The 16,510-nt window shown below is 41.4% G+C and carries 12 protein-coding genes; 6 read left to right on the top strand and 6 right to left on the bottom strand.

The features are described from left to right. Window positions 1-405: 405 nt before the first annotated feature. Window positions 406-1,227 (bottom strand): carbonic anhydrase, encoded by an 822-nt coding sequence (locus V7L31_RS08560; protein ID WP_334695818.1) that lies wholly within the window; start codon window positions 1,225-1,227, stop codon window positions 406-408. 643 nt (window positions 1,228-1,870) lie between these two features. Here V7L31_RS08560 and smc point away from each other — a divergent pair. Together smc and V7L31_RS08550 are read left to right on the top strand one after the other, a co-directional pair. Beyond that, on the top strand, window positions 1,871-5,521 hold the full coding sequence (gene smc, locus V7L31_RS08555; RefSeq protein ID WP_334695817.1) for a chromosome segregation protein SMC: 3,651 nt from the start codon (window positions 1,871-1,873) through the stop codon (window positions 5,519-5,521). Window positions 5,522-5,584: 63 nt separating this feature from the next. After that, window positions 5,585-6,580 (top strand): PRC-barrel domain-containing protein, encoded by a 996-nt coding sequence (locus V7L31_RS08550; RefSeq protein ID WP_334695816.1) that lies wholly within the window; start codon window positions 5,585-5,587, stop codon window positions 6,578-6,580. A 281-nt stretch (window positions 6,581-6,861) separates the two neighbouring features. On the opposite strand, the gene V7L31_RS08545 is transcribed toward V7L31_RS08550, so the two are convergent. Next, window positions 6,862-7,137 (bottom strand): type II toxin-antitoxin system Phd/YefM family antitoxin, encoded by a 276-nt coding sequence (locus tag V7L31_RS08545; RefSeq protein WP_334695815.1) that lies wholly within the window; start codon window positions 7,135-7,137, stop codon window positions 6,862-6,864. Window positions 7,138-7,702: 565 nt separating this feature from the next. On the opposite strand from V7L31_RS08545, the gene V7L31_RS08540 reads away from it, so the two are divergent. Continuing rightward, window positions 7,703-9,427 carry an ABC transporter ATP-binding protein gene (locus tag V7L31_RS08540; protein WP_334695814.1) on the top strand — a complete coding sequence of 575 codons (1,725 nt, stop codon included), beginning with the start codon at window positions 7,703-7,705 and terminating at the stop codon, window positions 9,425-9,427. A gap of 146 nt (window positions 9,428-9,573) precedes the next feature. Further along, complete coding sequence (locus V7L31_RS08535) at window positions 9,574-10,929, top strand: LCP family protein (RefSeq protein WP_334695813.1); 1,356 nt, start codon at window positions 9,574-9,576, stop codon at window positions 10,927-10,929. A 332-nt stretch (window positions 10,930-11,261) separates the two neighbouring features. Here the strand turns inward: V7L31_RS08535 and V7L31_RS08530 are convergent, their stop codons facing one another. Next, complete coding sequence (locus V7L31_RS08530) at window positions 11,262-12,740, bottom strand: protein adenylyltransferase SelO (protein WP_334695812.1); 1,479 nt, start codon at window positions 12,738-12,740, stop codon at window positions 11,262-11,264. A 122-nt stretch (window positions 12,741-12,862) separates the two neighbouring features. Between V7L31_RS08530 and V7L31_RS08525 the strand changes: the two genes are divergently transcribed. Beyond that, window positions 12,863-13,540, top strand: a complete 678-nt coding sequence (locus tag V7L31_RS08525; protein WP_334695811.1) for an SMI1/KNR4 family protein — start codon at window positions 12,863-12,865, stop codon at window positions 13,538-13,540. A 4-nt stretch (window positions 13,541-13,544) separates the two neighbouring features. On the opposite strand, the gene V7L31_RS08520 is transcribed toward V7L31_RS08525, so the two are convergent. The 3 genes from V7L31_RS08520 to V7L31_RS08510 form a co-directional block, all read right to left on the bottom strand. Then, window positions 13,545-14,000, bottom strand: coding sequence for a hypothetical protein (locus V7L31_RS08520; protein ID WP_334695810.1), 456 nt, complete (start codon window positions 13,998-14,000; stop codon window positions 13,545-13,547). 384 nt (window positions 14,001-14,384) lie between these two features. Beyond that, entirely contained in the window at window positions 14,385-14,960 is a 576-nt protein-coding gene (locus V7L31_RS08515; RefSeq protein WP_334695809.1) for a GNAT family N-acetyltransferase, read from the bottom strand. After that, complete coding sequence (locus tag V7L31_RS08510; protein WP_334695808.1) at window positions 14,899-15,123, bottom strand: hypothetical protein; 225 nt, start codon at window positions 15,121-15,123, stop codon at window positions 14,899-14,901. Before V7L31_RS08510 ends, V7L31_RS08515 begins: the two co-directional genes overlap by 62 nt. A 272-nt stretch (window positions 15,124-15,395) precedes the next feature. Here V7L31_RS08510 and bioB point away from each other — a divergent pair, with 272 nt between their 5' ends. Beyond that, a complete protein-coding gene (bioB, locus tag V7L31_RS08505) occupies window positions 15,396-16,403 on the top strand; it encodes a biotin synthase BioB (RefSeq protein WP_334695807.1) in 1,008 nt (335 codons plus the stop codon). The last annotated feature ends 107 nt before the right edge of the window (window positions 16,404-16,510 follow it).

The raw sequence follows: 16,510 nt of genomic DNA, 5'->3' as shown, positions 1-16,510 counted from the left end.
GATTTTGGATCAATCATTCTGTGGAGTTCTCTATAGCTATTTTCAGGTAAATAGATGATGTGGTGGGGCATTGGTGTCAACTTAACGTGAAACCGCTTGTTCGTCGGGAATTGAAATTTCCGTATAATAGCTAAAGTCATCTGAAAATGACTAAATATCCCCAAAAATCTCCAGTCTACTGAAGTAGACTTAAGCCTAAAAGCCAAAGAAATTTAATTTCCAGGTGGGCATGGAAGCCAACAGTTAAGCTATTTCCAGCTGAAGTTGACACCAATGGTGGTGGGGGCACTCCTACTACTATGGTTAATAGTTAACTATAAAAAAGACTGAAAAATGGTTTCAGTCTACTTGAGTAGACTGAAATTTAGCTATTGCTTATTTATAATTAATTCTATTTTTAAACTTTCAACTTCCATTATTTGAACCTCGATAAATTCGCTCCATCTGTTCTGGAGAAAGCCGTCTCATTGGAAACCACTCAAATGGAGAAACAGACTGTTTCTCATAGGCTTGAACATCATCCTGCTGGTTTTGGGGGGAACGCACAGCTACATTGGTATTTGTAATCTCACCTCTGAAGGAATCATCTATTTCTGATGGTGGAAGCTGAGTTTGAGGCAAAACATAAGCGTGTTTCTGGGGATCGTATGCAAAAACTTCTCCTGTTTCAATGTGATAAATCCAAGCATAAATGCTGAGTTCTCCTTGATAAAGCTTAGAATGAATCACTGGATATGTCCGCAAATTCTCAATTTGAGTCAGAACATTTTCGGCAATCATAATCTCTAGCAGTTCTTCTCCGTCATAGTGACTGTAGTGATCCATAACTAGCCTTCGAGTTGCCTCTGCATATTTAAGCCAATCATGTACGAGCGGCATTTCATCGCTGAGATTATGTAACTTCATTAATCCTTTCATGGCACCGCAATGAGAGTGACCACAAATAATAATTTGGCGAATATCTAAAGCTTGAACAGCATATTCAATTGTCGCACCTTCACCGCCATTACTTGCCCCATACGGTGGAATGATGTTACCTGCATTGCGAATGACAAATAATTCACCAACTTGGGCTTGTGTAATTAGATTTGGATCGAGACGCGAATCAGAACAGGTAATAAATAATACTCTGGGCTTTTGACCCTGTGAAAGTTGCTCAAATAATTGTTGATGTGTCGAAAAATAGCTAGATTTAAATTCGCGCAGACCTTTAATTAATCTCTTCATTACTAAGTTCTAGAAATTTTTGGGGGTTCAGAAACAAATCACATACATCAGATTGAGGTAGTAAAGAGGGTTTTCTTCCTACGTTTTTCCAATTGTAAAGATTACTACATTATAAATTCATTTAGTGCTTTTAATATCCTCTATCTTTGGGGTGAGTTGCTTTTTTCACTTCCTCCCCCCTGTTACTTAGTAACTCACATTACTGTGTCAGAATGCCTTGATCCTATTTCAAACTAGTTATATGCTGAGATAAAAATACGATCGCTTTGTTGTCACGATCGAACGAAGACGACAGAAACAGAATAGATGATTTAAACTATACCAACTGATTCTCTTTTGCTCTGAAACTATGCTTAGATCGTGTTCAGTTGAATACTCGTAATTAGGACTGACACAGAGATTTTTGAATTACAAGTAATTAGTCGGACATGATATTATCTGCCCTGGGAAAATTTGGATAGTCAGTTTGCGACATCAAAATTTTTGCCGTACACTGAGCGATCGCCTGCGGTAAGCCTTCTAGGTGAAGCTCACAGACTTACGCAACCCGTCTACTATAATTTCCAATTCTCCCCCTTACCCTCTTGCGAATTTTTAATTAGTTGATACACTTGTTCTTCATTAGCCCAGTGAACCAGCGCCTATGGTGCATATCAAGCGCGTGGAACTTACCAACTTCAAATCCTTCGGTGGCACTACTTCAGTCCCTTTGCTACCGGGGTGTACTGTCATATCTGGGCCAAATGGTTCGGGTAAGTCAAATATTTTAGATGCACTGCTATTTTGCCTCGGACTCTCCAGTTCTAAGGGAATGCGAGCCGATCGCCTCCCAGATTTGGTAAATAATACTCAAACAGCTAAAGGACGCGCTTCGATTGAGGCTAGCGTCACTGTGACGTTTGATTTGTCGGATGAAATCTCACACAAAGATACAAAGCCGCAAAGGGAGGAAGTAGAAGAAGCAGGGGAGGCAGAGGAGGCAGGGGAAGCAGGGGAAGAAAATCCAAAATCCAAAATCCAAAATCTCAAATCGGCAGAGTGGAGTGTTACTAGAAGGCTAAGAGTCACTCACCAAGGGAGTTACACGTCGAATTATTATATCAATGGTGAAGCTTGCACGTTGACAGAATTGCATGGGGAATTAAGTAACCTGCGGGTTTATCCTGAAGGCTACAACGTGGTGTTACAAGGGGATGTCACCAGCATTATCTCGATGAATGCGCGGGAACGACGGGAAATTATTGATGAATTGGCTGGGGTGGCGGGGTTCGATCGCAAAATTGTCCAAGCCAAATCAACTTTAGATGAGGTGAAGGAAAAGGAAGATAGCTGTCGGATTATTGAGACAGAATTAACTGCACAGCGCGATCGCCTTTCCCAAGATCGGGCGAAAGCTGAGAAATATCAAAAGCTCCGCACAGAATTTCTGGCGAAACAATCTTGGGAAGCTGTTTTATCATGGCGATCGCTACAAGCGCAACAAGAAAAGTTAGTTCACGAAATTCAAACAGGCGATCGCAATTTTACTGAACTCACTACCCAACTCACCAACTTAAATTCTGAAATCGTTCAAAAAACTGCTGAACTAGAACAACTCAATGCCCATGTAAAAGCCTTGGGAGAAGAGGAACTGTTGGCAGTACAAGCTACCCTAGCCACCCAAGAAGCAGAACGAAAACAACTCCAGCGCCAGCTAACAGAATTACAAACAACTTCCCAAGAAACTGCCAAACGTCTAGCTCAAACTCAGCAAGAAATTCAAAAACATCGCCATTCTCTAGAAGAAATTGCCGAAACCCAAATTGTAGAGACGCGATTCATCGCGTCTTCCCAACACCAAAGAAATGAAGCCCACCAATCCTTAGAAACCTCCCGCGAAGCCGCCGCAGAAATCGCCTCAGCTTCCGAAGCCTGGGTGCAGCAACAAACGGCATTCAACCGTCAAATTGAAGCTTTATTGCACACCCTAGAACCGCAACGCACCGAACAAGCACAACTCAGGGAACGCAACAATCAGTTACAGCAACTTATCCAAGAGCAAACTCAGTTAATTGAACGCGACGAACCGTTATTAGCAGAAAAACAAACTGAGTGTAGTGGAGTTGAAACGGAATTTAACATCTCTAGCGAACCCATCCAAAATTTAGCCCAAAATCTCTCAGCCACAGAACAAGAACTGCAAATCCAACAGGAAACCCAAAAACGCTTACTTTTTGAGCAACGAGAAAAACAACGCCAGTTGGATAAAATCGAGGCACAAACGCAAGCACAGCAAGAAGTTCAAGGAACCCAAGCGAGTAAAGTCATTTTACAATCGGGCATACCTGGACTTTGTGGTTTAGTTGTGCAGTTAGGAAAAGTGGAACCCCGCCATCAGCTAGCTTTAGAAATGGCTGCTGGTGGACGCTTGGGACATATTGTGGTGGAAGATGACAGCATCGCCGCCGCCGGGATTGAATTGCTCAAACAGAAACGTGCAGGGAGAGCAACTTTTTTACCACTAAATAAAATTCACGCTCCCAAATTTACTCAAGATGCAACGCTACGTTTCGCTAGCGGCTTCGTTAACTATGCTGTTAATTTAGTCGATTGCGATCGCCGTTACAAAGATGTATTCAGCTATGTTTTCGGTAATACGGTAGTTTTTTCCAGCCTGGAAGCGGCGCGGAAAAATTTAGGACTGTATCGCATCGTCACCTTAGACGGGGAGTTGTTAGAAACTAGCGGTGCAATGACTGGTGGTAGCAACACCCAGCGTTCAGCGTTGCGGTTTGGCAATGCAGAAGCGGCGGAATCTGATGAAGCGATCGCTTTAAGAAGTCGCTTGGTAGATATTGAGCGGGTTTTAGAGCGTTGTACTGAAGCGATCGCTACTTTGTCAGCCAGAACCAAAAAACTCACCCAGGAACTCACAGAAGCGCGTCAAGCGCGGCGCGAACAGCAGTTGCAATTGGAACAGTTGCAGAAAGACATTAAGAGTTTAACAGCGCAATTAGAGGGGACGCGATCGCAACTCGCCCAAAACAGCGAAAAGTTAGCCACTGCTCAATCTCGATTGGAAATTTTAGAGCGTGAATTACCGGGACAAGAAAATGAGTTGCAACAATTGCGACACGCTTTAGCAGAGTTGGAAGCATCCCAAACCCCCAGTGAATGGCAACAAATCCAGGCAACCATTAAAATTCAAGAGCAACAATTGCAACAACGTGAAACAGCTTTACGGGAAGCCGAACAAAGATTAAAAAATTTAGAAAATCAACAACAACGTTTGCAAGAAAAAATCCAAGAAGGTGAAACGCGAATCACCGAATACGAAACCCAACAAATCTCTTGTAGAGACGCGATTCATCGCGTCTTAAACCAAATCACAACGATAGACGAGCAAATCACTCAAACCCGTCTATCCTTGACTGAAATGGAACAGAATTTGGGAGAAGAGAAACAAAAACGCGACGCTACAGAATTGGAAGTGCGATCGCACCTTTTGCGCCAACAACAATTGGAATGGGAAATCCAAAAACTCCAAGAAACTCAAGAGAAGCGGCGAGAGGAACTAATTGCACTGCAAACTCAATTGCGGGATGTCGGAGCAGAATTACCAAATCCGTTGCCAGAAGTTCCAGATCAGGTAGATTTAGAAGAATTGCAGAAAGAATTGCGATCGCTTACCAAACGCTTACAGGCAATGGAACCTGTTAATATGCTGGCGTTGGAAGAATACGAACGCACTCAAAACCGTCTCCAAGAACTCACGCAAAAATTAGAAACACTAGAAGGAGAACGCACCGAATTACTTTTGCGGATTGAAAACTTTACCACATTGCGGCAACTTGCCTTTAAAGAAGCATTCGATGCCGTTAATGAAAACTTTCAATCAATTTTTGCCATTCTTTCCGACGGCGACGGCTTCTTGCAACTCGAAAATCCCGAAGATCCCTTTAGCAGTGGACTGAATTTAGTCGCGCACCCCAAAGGCAAACCCGTACAGCGCCTAGCTTCCATGTCTGGGGGAGAAAAATCACTCACAGCCTTGAGCTTTATCTTTGCCCTACAACGCTACCGCCCATCGCCATTTTACGCTTTTGACGAAGTAGATATGTTTCTAGATGGAGCAAACGTAGAGCGATTAGCTAGAATGATTAAACAACAGTCACAACAAGCGCAATTTATAGTTGTGAGTTTGCGTCGTCCGATGATAGAATCAGCCGAACGCACAATTGGCGTTACTCAAGCACGAGGAGCTTACACTCAAGTTTTGGGGATTAAATTACAATCATCCAATACATCTGCTTGAGTTTTTGTTAATAATAGTGTATAGATAAACCAAACCGGATTCGAGATCAGGACTCGGTATAGAATGACCTCTGAACAGATAATTAGGCGTTCCGACATATTAAATACCCAGGTGATTACCCGCGACAACGGCAAGCGGCTAGGCATCATCAGTCAAGTCTGGGTAGATATCGATCAAAGAGAGGTTGTGGCTCTTGGTTTGCGAGACAGCCTGATCTCCATTTCGGGCATACCGCGCTATATGTACCTCAACAACATCAGCCAGATTGGTGATGTGATCTTGGTTGATAACGAAGATGTCATTGAAGATATCGAAGTTGAATCTCTCAGTAATCTGATTAACTGGGAAGTAATTACAGAAACAGGTGAAGTCTTAGGCAAAGTTCGGGGCTTTAAGTTCAACGGCGAAAACGGGAAGCTTGAATCTATAGTCATTGCTTCTTTAGGATTGCCCCAAATTCCCGATCAATTTGTGAGTACTTATGAGTTCTCAGTAGATGAAATTGTCAGCACTGGCCCCAATCGGTTGATTGTATTTGAGGGAGCCGAAGAACGGGTGAACCAGTTGACAGTTGGTTTACTAGAGCGCTTGGGTATCGGTAAAGCGCCGTGGGAACGCGATGCAGAAGAAGAATACGGCTATACTCCGCCACGCCAAGTTGCACCAGCTAATCAACTACCTAGCGGAGTGCCATTGCAGCCACCCAGGCAAAAAGTTCGCGCTCCCGAACCCGTAGCGCGAGAAGAAGAATGGAATGAAGACTATGTGGAAGAAGAAAGGCCACAGCGTCAGGTAATGAAGGCGCGGCAGTATGAGTCTATTCAATACGAAGAAGATGAGGAAGAAGATAACTGGAGCGAAGCAACGGGCAACGACAGATATCAACAACCGCAGCCGCTAAAGTATGAAGCCAAGCCTTACAGCAAGCCTTATGTTGACGAATACGACGATTATGATGATGTAGACGGCGATGCTTGGGAAGATGCGCCGAAGCCTGTGAATATTCCTAAGAAAGTTAAGGAAAGACAGCCAGAATACGAAGAAGAAGGCGGATATTAATTAATTCATAATTCCTAATTCGTAATTAAAGAAGATTAATTTAGCTCTTTCCTTAGAATTAAGGAGGGGGCTAATTTTTTTAGATATTTCTGATTTTAGCTAGGTTCGAGCCAGTTTTCTACTTTTAAATTAGGAACACGGGAAAATTCACGAATATTGGCGGTAACGAGAGTTAGACCAAGGGTTAAAGAGTGGGCAGGAATTAATAAGTCATATCATGTTCGACTTAATACTTATGTCATTTCAAGCGTGCGCGGCAATCCCAAAGCTTGGCGATTGCTTCATTCCACTTCGTTGCATTCGCAATGACATATCATAAGTGATTTGCCGAACTTGATATCATCTAAGGGTAATAATCCTTCGTCCACGTTGGCAAAGTCTTCGTCCAGTGGTTCAAGGGTGGAAAGAGTTTCCAGAAGGGATTTTTTCTTGATGGGGGAAATGATGGCGAAGGGAATACCGTTTTGGGTAATAGTGAGGGATTCGCCTGTTTTTTGGGCTTGATTGATTAGGGTTTGGATAGTTTCGGGGAGATCGGAAAGGGTGATTTGTGTCATGGTGGGTTCTGGAGTTAGCGGATGGGGACTTGGCGCACGTCTATTTTACCTGTGACGGCGTTGGTGATGAGGGTGGTGTGATATTCAAAACAAGATTAAATCCGGGATTCCGCACCCAGAACTGTTACACCGCAATTAAATGGATCTATCTAGTACTTATGAAGTAATTAACTCTAGGATCAACTCATATCTTGCACCAGGCGACTGGAAGTCGCGGCTACACAGACAAAACCCGCCTACGTGGGTTGAAAAGCCTGATTTTGCATTAGTCCGAGCAGGCGGACTTGGTTTGTATAGCCGCGATTTCTAATCGCCAGGGCTAGGTGCAAGATATGAGTCAAGGCTAAAACAATTTGTAACTAATTAAGTTAGGGAACTCCAAGAAATAAATTATCCAATATTGTGGGGTGGGCATCTTGCGCGCCTAGTCTATATGGCGGGCAAGATGCCCACCCCACAAGAGTTAATTGAATATTTTTTTATTTGGAAGTCCCTTAACTGTTCAGAAACTCACCAAAAACTGCTAGCGTCAAACAAAGGAAAATATCGTTGTGGACTTTCGAGCTTGAAAACGCGTTCTAATTACTGGCTACTACTGCCTTATATCCGACTCCAGTGGCAAACCATCACCAAGGGACTTATTGGCATCTTGGGATACGTGCTGGCAACATTAGTGTTGATTAATGTCGCCGGGAAATTGGCAATTCCCTTTGCCCAAGGTAATGTAGTAGCGATCGCTCAAATAACTGGTAGCTGTGCTTTAGTATTTCTTGTCAGAGGCTTGTTTCAGTCTATACAAGATATGTACATGGCGAAAGCTGCTCTGCGAGTTGCTTTTCATCTCCGCCAGCAAGTCTACGCACATCTGCAAAAGCTAAATCTTAGCTATTTTGAAACTGCAAAAGCAGGTGATTTATCTTACCGCCTCACGGAAGATGTTGATCGAGTTGGCGAAGTGGTAAATAAAGTATTTCACGACTTTATCCCCTGCATTTTGCAGTTGGTAGCAATTCCGATTTACATGATTTACCTAAATTGGCAACTGACACTCGCAACAGTCATAGTTGCGCCACTGATGGGTATTTTAGTCGGCTGGTTTGGTGAACGGTTACGCAAGTATTCCTTAAAAAGTCAAAATCGGGTGTCGGGTTTATCAGCCATTCTTTCAGAAGTTTTCAACGGTATTCGTTTGGTACAGGCTTTTGCTGCCGAAAATTACGAAATCACCCGCTTTGGCCATGAAGCAGAACGCAGTCTGAAAGCCAAATACTCAGCTGAACGCCTGAAAGCAATTCAGATTCCGATCATCGGGTTTTTGGAAGCCTTAAGTGCGTTATCGTTACTGATTGTGGGAGCGTGGCAAATTTCCCAAGGTAACTTGACAGTGGCGAATTTTTTCAGTTATCTGGCAGCGGCGGCGCTGTTAATCGATCCGATTGGTCATACTACTAACAACTACAACGAATTTAAGCAGGGTGAAGCATCTGTTGATCGCGTTTTTGAATTGATGGCGATTCAACCGACGGTAATCGAAAAGACAAATGCGAGCGCTCTCCCTCCAGTCAAAGGCCAAGTAGAATATCGTCATATTTCCTTCGCCTATAAACCAGGTGAACCTGTATTAAAGGATATTAGCTTATTGGTATCGCCAGGTGAAGCGATCGCACTTGTGGGTGCTTCTGGTGCTGGGAAAACCACATTTGTGAATCTCCTCCCGCGTTTTTACGATCCTGAAGTTGGGCAAATATTAATTGACGATATTGATATTCGAGATGTCAAGCTGCATAGTCTGCGGCGACAAATTGGGATTGTTCCTCAAGAAACCATCATGTTTTCCGGGACGATTGCTCAAAATATCGCTTTCGGACAAGATATTTTTGACATCAAAGCAGTTAAAGAGGCGGCGAAAATTGCTAATGCCCATCAATTTATTAGTCAACTACCAGAAGGTTACAAGACTTGGGTCGGCGAACGTGGGGTAAACTTATCAGGTGGACAGAGACAAAGAATTGCGATCGCTCGTGCTGTTCTGCTCAATCCCCAAATCTTGATTCTCGATGAGGCGACATCAGCCTTAGATTCTGAGTCAGAAGCACTGGTACAGGAAGCGCTGGAAAGACTGATGGAAAAACGGACGGTGTTTATTATTGCTCACCGTTTATCGACAGTTAGAAGGTGCGATCGTATTTTAGTTCTCGAACAAGGACAAATTGTCGAATCGGGAACCCATGAAGAATTATTAGCCCTAGAACATCGCTATGCGCGGTTTTATGACCAACAGTTTAGTTAGGCATAAAAGGAGTTAGGAGTGGGAAATCTCACTTCTTCACTTAGGGCAGCCACATCTAAAGTAGTCTTGACCATGAGCCACCCTATCCAAGTACGAGAATTCCGGGTTAGACTATGGCAATTAATTTTATATCTAGTGGGTGAGAAGTGAAAGGAAAAAACAAACCCAAGAAATCTCAGCTGTTAAATCAGCCATTTGCTTTAGTAATCGGTGCGGCATTAGTAGCTGCAACTTCGGGAGCAATTTTCTCCTCGCTAAGTTTAACTCCCTTAAAAAATGATGTTACTATCCATCTGCCTGGTAGTTCTAAAAGTGTTACAGGTTTGATTCCTGCAACTCTAGATCATCCTGTGAATGTTTTGATTCTCGGTATCGACAATTCTGGACATCCCCACGAGAAAAACTTTACTCCTGCCGAGGCATTAGCAGGTAATAGCGATACTATCCTACTGGCCAAAATCAAGCCAGATTCTCATTCGATTAATATACTATCTATTCCTAGAGATACTCTCGTTAAATTTTATGGAGTTGGTGTAGATAAAATTAATGATGCTAACGTGCGTGGTGGAACAAAACTAGCAGCCCAAAGTGTAAGTCAGCTATTAGATGGTGTATCAATTGATCGTTATGTGCGGCTGGATACAGAAGGTTTTATTCATTTGGTGGATGCCTTGGGAGGGGTTGAAGTTAATATTCCCAAAAAAATGGATTATGTAGATCATTCACAGAACCTCAACATTCACTTTTTAGCAGGTGTACAAAAGTTGAGTGGGCAGCATCTAGAAGAATATATCCGTTTTCGTCATGATGCTTTAGGTGATATTGGCCGAGTGCAGCGACAACAACAAGTTTTGAAAGATATCCTAATTACACTGCTTCAACCACAAACTATTACTAAATTACCTAAAATTTTAAAAGTAGCTCAAGATAATATAGATACTGATTTATCTATTAATGAAATGTTAGCTATAGCTCAAACTCTAGCTCAAAGCAATCACCATAATTTTATGTTACTGCCAGGGCGTTTTAGTGAAAAAAGTGAATACAATGTTAGCTACTGGATTTCTGACCATAAAGCTACTAAAAAAATTCTCCAACGTTATTTTAATTTTAATAATGCAGAAGCAAAAGAAGAGGACAAAAATTTAGTAGTGTCGCAAGGTATGAAAATTTTTATCCAAAATGCAACCAGAGAACCCGAAGCTGTAGTAAAAGTCACATCTTTACTCGAAAAACACGGTTTTAGGAATATTTTTCTTTCTAGTCATGAAATTGATACTGATATAGAATCTGCCAAAAAAACCAGAATTATTGCTCAACATGGAAATCCTGAAGCCGCCAATGCAGTTGAACAAGCGCTTGGTGTGGGTGATGTAGAAGTTGCTTCTTTAGGAGATATTGCATCTGATGTCACTGTTGTCATTGGCACAGATTTGACTACTTCAATTTCTGAACATAGTTCTACTTCTATCAAGCAGAATTTAGGATTACAAGCTAGATAAAAATACGGCCAACTTGGTAGTCCTAAATAAGCTGTTCCGCATTTAATTTGTATAATTAGGGCAAGCAAGATGCCATTGCTGTCAACTTAAGCCCAAATCCTTTTCAAATCTTGTTTCTAGCTAGAGGCTGGAAATACTACTCATTGAGTCTCTACCGCAAGTCTTGAGACATATTCCCAGTCAGACATGGGGAGCGAGACAATCTCTAAAAGCTTTTTATTGATGCCACTTAGCTTTATTTGTGGAGTGAGTACGTACTGTTAGTCTTTAAAAATTAAGGAGAGGGGCAAAGGAAAAAAATGATTTTCGTTACCATCCTTGCCCCATAGTAATTATTTCCTAGACTGAATTGCCTTGACTAAATCATAAAAAGGTTGCCAATTATCTTCCTGGGCAATTGATTCCCAAATAGATTCAATCACAGGCCTTAATAACACCGTTTTGGGATTATTAATAGCTAAAGTTTGGGCAATTATATCGGTGCCGCAGCTACGCCCGTCGTAGACATCGCTATCAAAATCGTTCAAGATTTTATGGTATAATATGCACCAATCATCAAAGATTCCTGACGCACCCGGCACTGGCACAATATCTGAATTATTCATCACAAAACCTGGTTCATCTCGCCATTTAGATGAAAAAGTACGAGCCATCTCATAAAAAAACTGGTGATAACCAACTTGGCTATCTTTCAAAAATTCAACCGTTAGATTCAACAGTTCCGCAGCTTGTGGATGTGGCAACTCCGAAAAACCTAACTTTTTCAACATCAAACAACTGTATTCAGCTTGATAATACTCATCAAACATTTCTAATCCAGCTTCCATTTGACCTTTATCAATAATCGCCTTTAAAGGTTCTTGGAGCATTTGTAAATTCAACTTGCAAATACTTGGTTGATTACCGTAACAGTAGCGTCCATAATAGTCAAAATATGCAGCTATAAAGGATGGGTTATAACTCGGAATAAATGCGTAAGGCCCGTAGTCAAAACTCTCTCCAGTAATCGACATATTGTCAGTATTCAGGACTGCATGACAAAAACCAGCCGCCATCCACTGTGCTACTAGTTCTGCAACCCGCTTAACTAATTCGGCGTAAAACAGGGCATATTTATCTTCTTCAGCATTTAAGTGTCGATAATACTGCTCAATTACGTGGTCTAACAGCTTCTTAGTTAAATCTGGACGCTGGAAATAGTGCAGTCGCTCAAAAGTGCCAAACCGAATATGAGAACTGCTCATCCTAATCATCACAGATGAACGGGTAGGCGAAGGTTCATCGCCCCGCCAGAGTGGTAAACCTGTTTCAATCATACTCAGACAGCGCGAAGTACGTACACCCAAGTAATGCAGTGCTTCCGCAGCCAGAACTTCCCGCACCCCACCTTTAAGCGTCAGCATACCATCGCCACCACGGGAGTAGGGCGTTCTCCCAGAACCTTTAGTGCCAAAATCGTACAATTGGCCATCATTGGCGCGTACTTGCCCGTAGAGAAAGCCTCTACCATCACCCAACTGTCCATTATATTCACCAAATTGATAGCCGTGGTAACGCAGAGCTAACAAGGGTTTGCGCCCTTGAAATTGACCAAAGGCTGTGATGAAATCTTCGTCTTTGACTACTTGGGGGTCTAGACCAAAACGGGGTAATACTTCATCGTTACGCCAACGCAGGATGTGTTGGGGAAATTCCGCCGCTGCAACCTCATCATAGTAGTCATCGCCTAGAGATTCTAAAGCGCTTTCGTAGTTGAGGGTGAGAAAAGGATTGCTAGAATTCTTGTAGTTTGGGGTTTCAGCCAGAGTCATTACGAGCAAAGCTTAATTCATTCTTCCTTTAATACTACCTCTGGCTTCAACATCAGCATAGACGCGAAAAGCGACTTATATCTAAAATATGGCAGTACCACCATCAAAATCTGGAGCGTATAATGAATATAATTTTACAATTAAAGAAAAAGTTAACTCAATTAGCAATTTTAGACTCTAAATTTGAGTTTTTTGGTTCAGAATCACACCAATATCAATTTAAACCTTGCTTGAGTAACAAAGATATTCAATTGTTTGAATCCAGATACAATATTATACTACCAAGTGAATATCGAAACTTTCTCTTAGAAATTGGTAATGGTGGTGCGGGCCCAGGATACGGATTATACGGTTTGTCGGGAATTGATTATACAGAAGATGTCATCTTAGAAAAAGAATATCACGAGAACTACGAAATTCTCTCTAAACCATTTCCTTTAACAGAAGCATGGAATGATTTAGATGTGATTGTCAAAAATAATACGGGATTTGTTGCCAATAGTGATGCCTACTTTGATGATAAGTTTATTCAGGGCACTCTCACCATTACAAATTATGGTTGTGGAATTTATGCGATATTAGTTATTACTGGGGAGCAGTCAGGGAAAATCTGGATAGATGACCGTACTAATGATAATGGGATATATCCTGCTTCTTTGAGTTTTTGTAGTTTTTTTCATGACGCTGACCCTGATGATTTTACAAATAGTGATGAAAAGCAATCTTTGAGTTTTTATAGTTGGTATGAAGACTGGCTTAACCGAAGTTTGCATCAAATCCGCCAGTCTCCTGAAAATTAGTTTTTTATTTGTTAATTGGTTGTGATGTTGGTGTGGCAATTCCTACTGAGTTTGATGTTGCTGGTGATACCTGTGAAGAGAGAATTTTTTTCACTTGTAGGTTATAAGTTTGCAAAATTGATTGAACCTGTTTCTGTTGTTCTTGATTCAAATCCAAAGATTTTAACACTATCCTGATTCTCTGACGTGATTGCAACGCTGCCTTAAATTTAGTAGCTTGGGATGGGTTTAATAGAGCCTGAATATCCTTATCTCTTTGCTGGCGAGCCAGTTGAATTTGTAGCCGCTGTTGCTTTGTGAGTTTGATAGGCTGGTGTGATGCAGCACTAGTCTGAGTTTTGAAGACTGGTGTAGTGGCTGAATTTGGAACTGGTGCTGCCAAGACAACTCCGTTCAAGATGGTAGCAAAAGCGAAGATAGCAGAAAATACAGAAAAGGGCTTTATAGAATTAATGGACATTTGAAAAAACTCCTCAGTCATTTAATAAAATTGGACACATCGGCTAAAACTAACCTTGATAAATAAGCCAGGCAATGAATAAATCTTACTATTGCATTTGCTTATGGACTTGTTGTGTATTTATTATGAATTTGCTATGAATTTTTAAATGTTCACAACCGAGACATGAAAATTATTTTAGGTTAGATATTTTACTATTATCGCTACTTGTAACTTTGGCAATAATTAAAAACTAAAAATAGTGGTTTTAGCTAATTTTAAGCCTTGTTATCTTACAGTATTTTCTAATTTTTGCTAGAAAGTAGTATTTATAAACAAGTAAATCTCGTGTATAAATGGTGTGGGAAATAAAATAAATATTTTTAATAATTATACTTAGTACATTTAAAATATCGGTACTTCCCAATTAGGATTTGTCAGACTTGTCAAAATATGGTCTTCCCATTGACCATTAATTAATAAATAGTCTCTAGCATATCCTTCAATAACAAAACCGATTCTTTTAAGTACATTGCCACTACGTCGATTGTGAGGCATATAATTAGCCATAACTCGGTGAAAGTTTAACTCTTCAAATAGATATTGAGTTGCAGATTTTAGCCCTTCTGTCATATATCCTTTACCTTGTTTATTTTCCGCCAGGCTATATCCCACATAGCAAAAATGAGCGGCTCCTCGAACAAAATTACTAAAATTGACCGTTCCAATAACTACAGTGGGATTTTTTTTGGTAAAAATAAATAGTTTTAACGATTGCCCATTGATAAACTCCAGAAAACTATTCTCTATCTGATATTGCCAATATTCTTCAGTGAAGAAACCATCAGCCCAAAGAGGGTAGAATGGAGTAAGATAAGTTTTGTTATTAGTGAAGTATTTGAGAATTTGGGGTATATCTTCATGGATCGCTGCTCGTAATAATAGGCGATCGCTTGTAATTATTGGCAGTTCTGATATCATAAATTACTTCATCGGCGGGGTCTGTTCCCATAACATTCTCTAAATTTATAAATTCTCTCATACCCTGTGGTTTAGCAGCAGTCAAGGCAATAGAATTTGCGGCTATACAGGCAAAATCTGCTTGTTTTATCCTAAAGCCACTCAGTTGACTGTTGCCCAACAAAAGATATATGCGCCAGTTGCATAAGTCCCCCTAATCCCAAATCCCAAATCCCCAATACATGATGAGTATTTTTGCTCTTAATCTGCCATTCCACCAAAATCTTGATAAGCTGATGTCTAATATCTAGAGCGGAAGGATTGAGAGCCAATGGGTGATAAAGCACAGTGCAGGGCATAACTTCGATAAAATCGCTTTGCCCAAACGCTGTACCGCAGCAGATTCAAGCAAAAAACAGCTCAAGATTCAACCCAGTCTACAAGAAGGATAGTGATGTGGTGGGAATACGCTACGATTGGCAGGAATTAGAGATTCGGGCGATATACAACACGCCATTGCTAGAGCTTATTTATCAAGCTGCTAGCGTGCATCGCCAATATCATGACCCAACAAAAATACAAGTTTGCAAGCTCATATCGATTAAAACGGGGGGGTGTCCAGAAGATTGTAGCTACTGCGCCCAATCTTCTCGCTATAAAACAGAGGTAAAGGCGCAAGCACTCCTAGAAAAGGAAACTGTAGTTAACATCGCCCAAAAAGCTAAAGAAACTGGTGTTAGTCGCATTTGCATGGGTGCTGCTTGGCGCGAAGTCCGGGATAACTCACAGTTTGAGGAAGTCCTGGAAATGGTCAAGGATGTAACCGCAATGGGTTTAGAAGTGTGCTGCACTCTGGGTATGTTGACAGCCAATCAGGCCAGGAAATTGGCAGAAGCGGGACTTTACGCCTATAACCATAACTTAGATACCTCGCAGGAATATTACAGCACAATTATCACTACAAGGACTTATAGCGATCGCTTGAACACAATTGAGAATGTCCGTCAGACAAATGTTACTGTATGTTCTGGCGGTATCCTGGGCTTGGGCGAAACCGTCAATGACCGTGTTGGAATGTTACAAACTCTGGCAAACTTACATCCGCATCCAGAGTCCGTACCAATCAATATTCTTTCACAAGTACCAGGCACACCCTTAGAAAATCAGCCTGATGTCCCCATTTGGGATATTGTGCGGATGATTGCCACAGCCAGGATTCTAATGCCAGCTTCCGATGTGCGTCTTAGTGCTGGTAGGGCGAGACTTTCTGAAGTTGAGCAAGCTTTCTGCTTCATGGCAGGAGCTAATTCTATCTTTTCCAGCGACGACAACAAGATGTTAACAGTGACAACTCCCTGTCCAGGTTATGACACTGACCGAGAAATGCTGAACTTACTTGGTTTGGGAATGCGATCGCCTTCCCAAAGACAGGAGAAAATAGCAAGTCCGGCTGTTGTAAGATAAATATTTGATTTCGTGCAAAACATTTAGTCGAGGATTTATATCCAGACTAAATGTTTTTCGTTTTGCCTTTCTTTTTTTGAATGAATAATGCTGATTAATCTCAATCT

The sequence above is a fragment of the Nostoc sp. genome (assembly GCF_036916655.1).
Classification (GTDB): domain Bacteria; phylum Cyanobacteriota; class Cyanobacteriia; order Cyanobacteriales; family Nostocaceae; genus Nostoc.
Note: the sequence above shows the minus strand (reverse complement) of the source record. Positions and strands in the feature narration are given on the sequence as shown.

Bases quoted from the DNA above. Each gene is read 5' to 3' on its own strand.
- V7L31_RS08520 (WP_334695810.1), bottom strand. From the start codon at position 14,000: ATGTCCATTAATTCTATAAAGCCCTTTTCTGTATTTTCTGCTATCTTC.
- V7L31_RS08530 (WP_334695812.1), bottom strand. From the start codon at position 12,740: ATGACTCTGGCTGAAACCCCAAACTACAAGAATTCTAGCAATCCTTTT.
- V7L31_RS08545 (WP_334695815.1), bottom strand. From the start codon at position 7,137: ATGACACAAATCACCCTTTCCGATCTCCCCGAAACTATCCAAACCCTA.
- V7L31_RS08515 (WP_334695809.1), bottom strand. From the start codon at position 14,960: ATGATATCAGAACTGCCAATAATTACAAGCGATCGCCTATTATTACGA.
- V7L31_RS08550 (WP_334695816.1), top strand. From the start codon at position 5,585: ATGACCTCTGAACAGATAATTAGGCGTTCCGACATATTAAATACCCAG.
- smc (WP_334695817.1), top strand. From the start codon at position 1,871: ATGGTGCATATCAAGCGCGTGGAACTTACCAACTTCAAATCCTTCGGT.
- V7L31_RS08525 (WP_334695811.1), top strand. From the start codon at position 12,863: ATGAATATAATTTTACAATTAAAGAAAAAGTTAACTCAATTAGCAATT.
- V7L31_RS08560 (WP_334695818.1), bottom strand. From the start codon at position 1,227: ATGAAGAGATTAATTAAAGGTCTGCGCGAATTTAAATCTAGCTATTTT.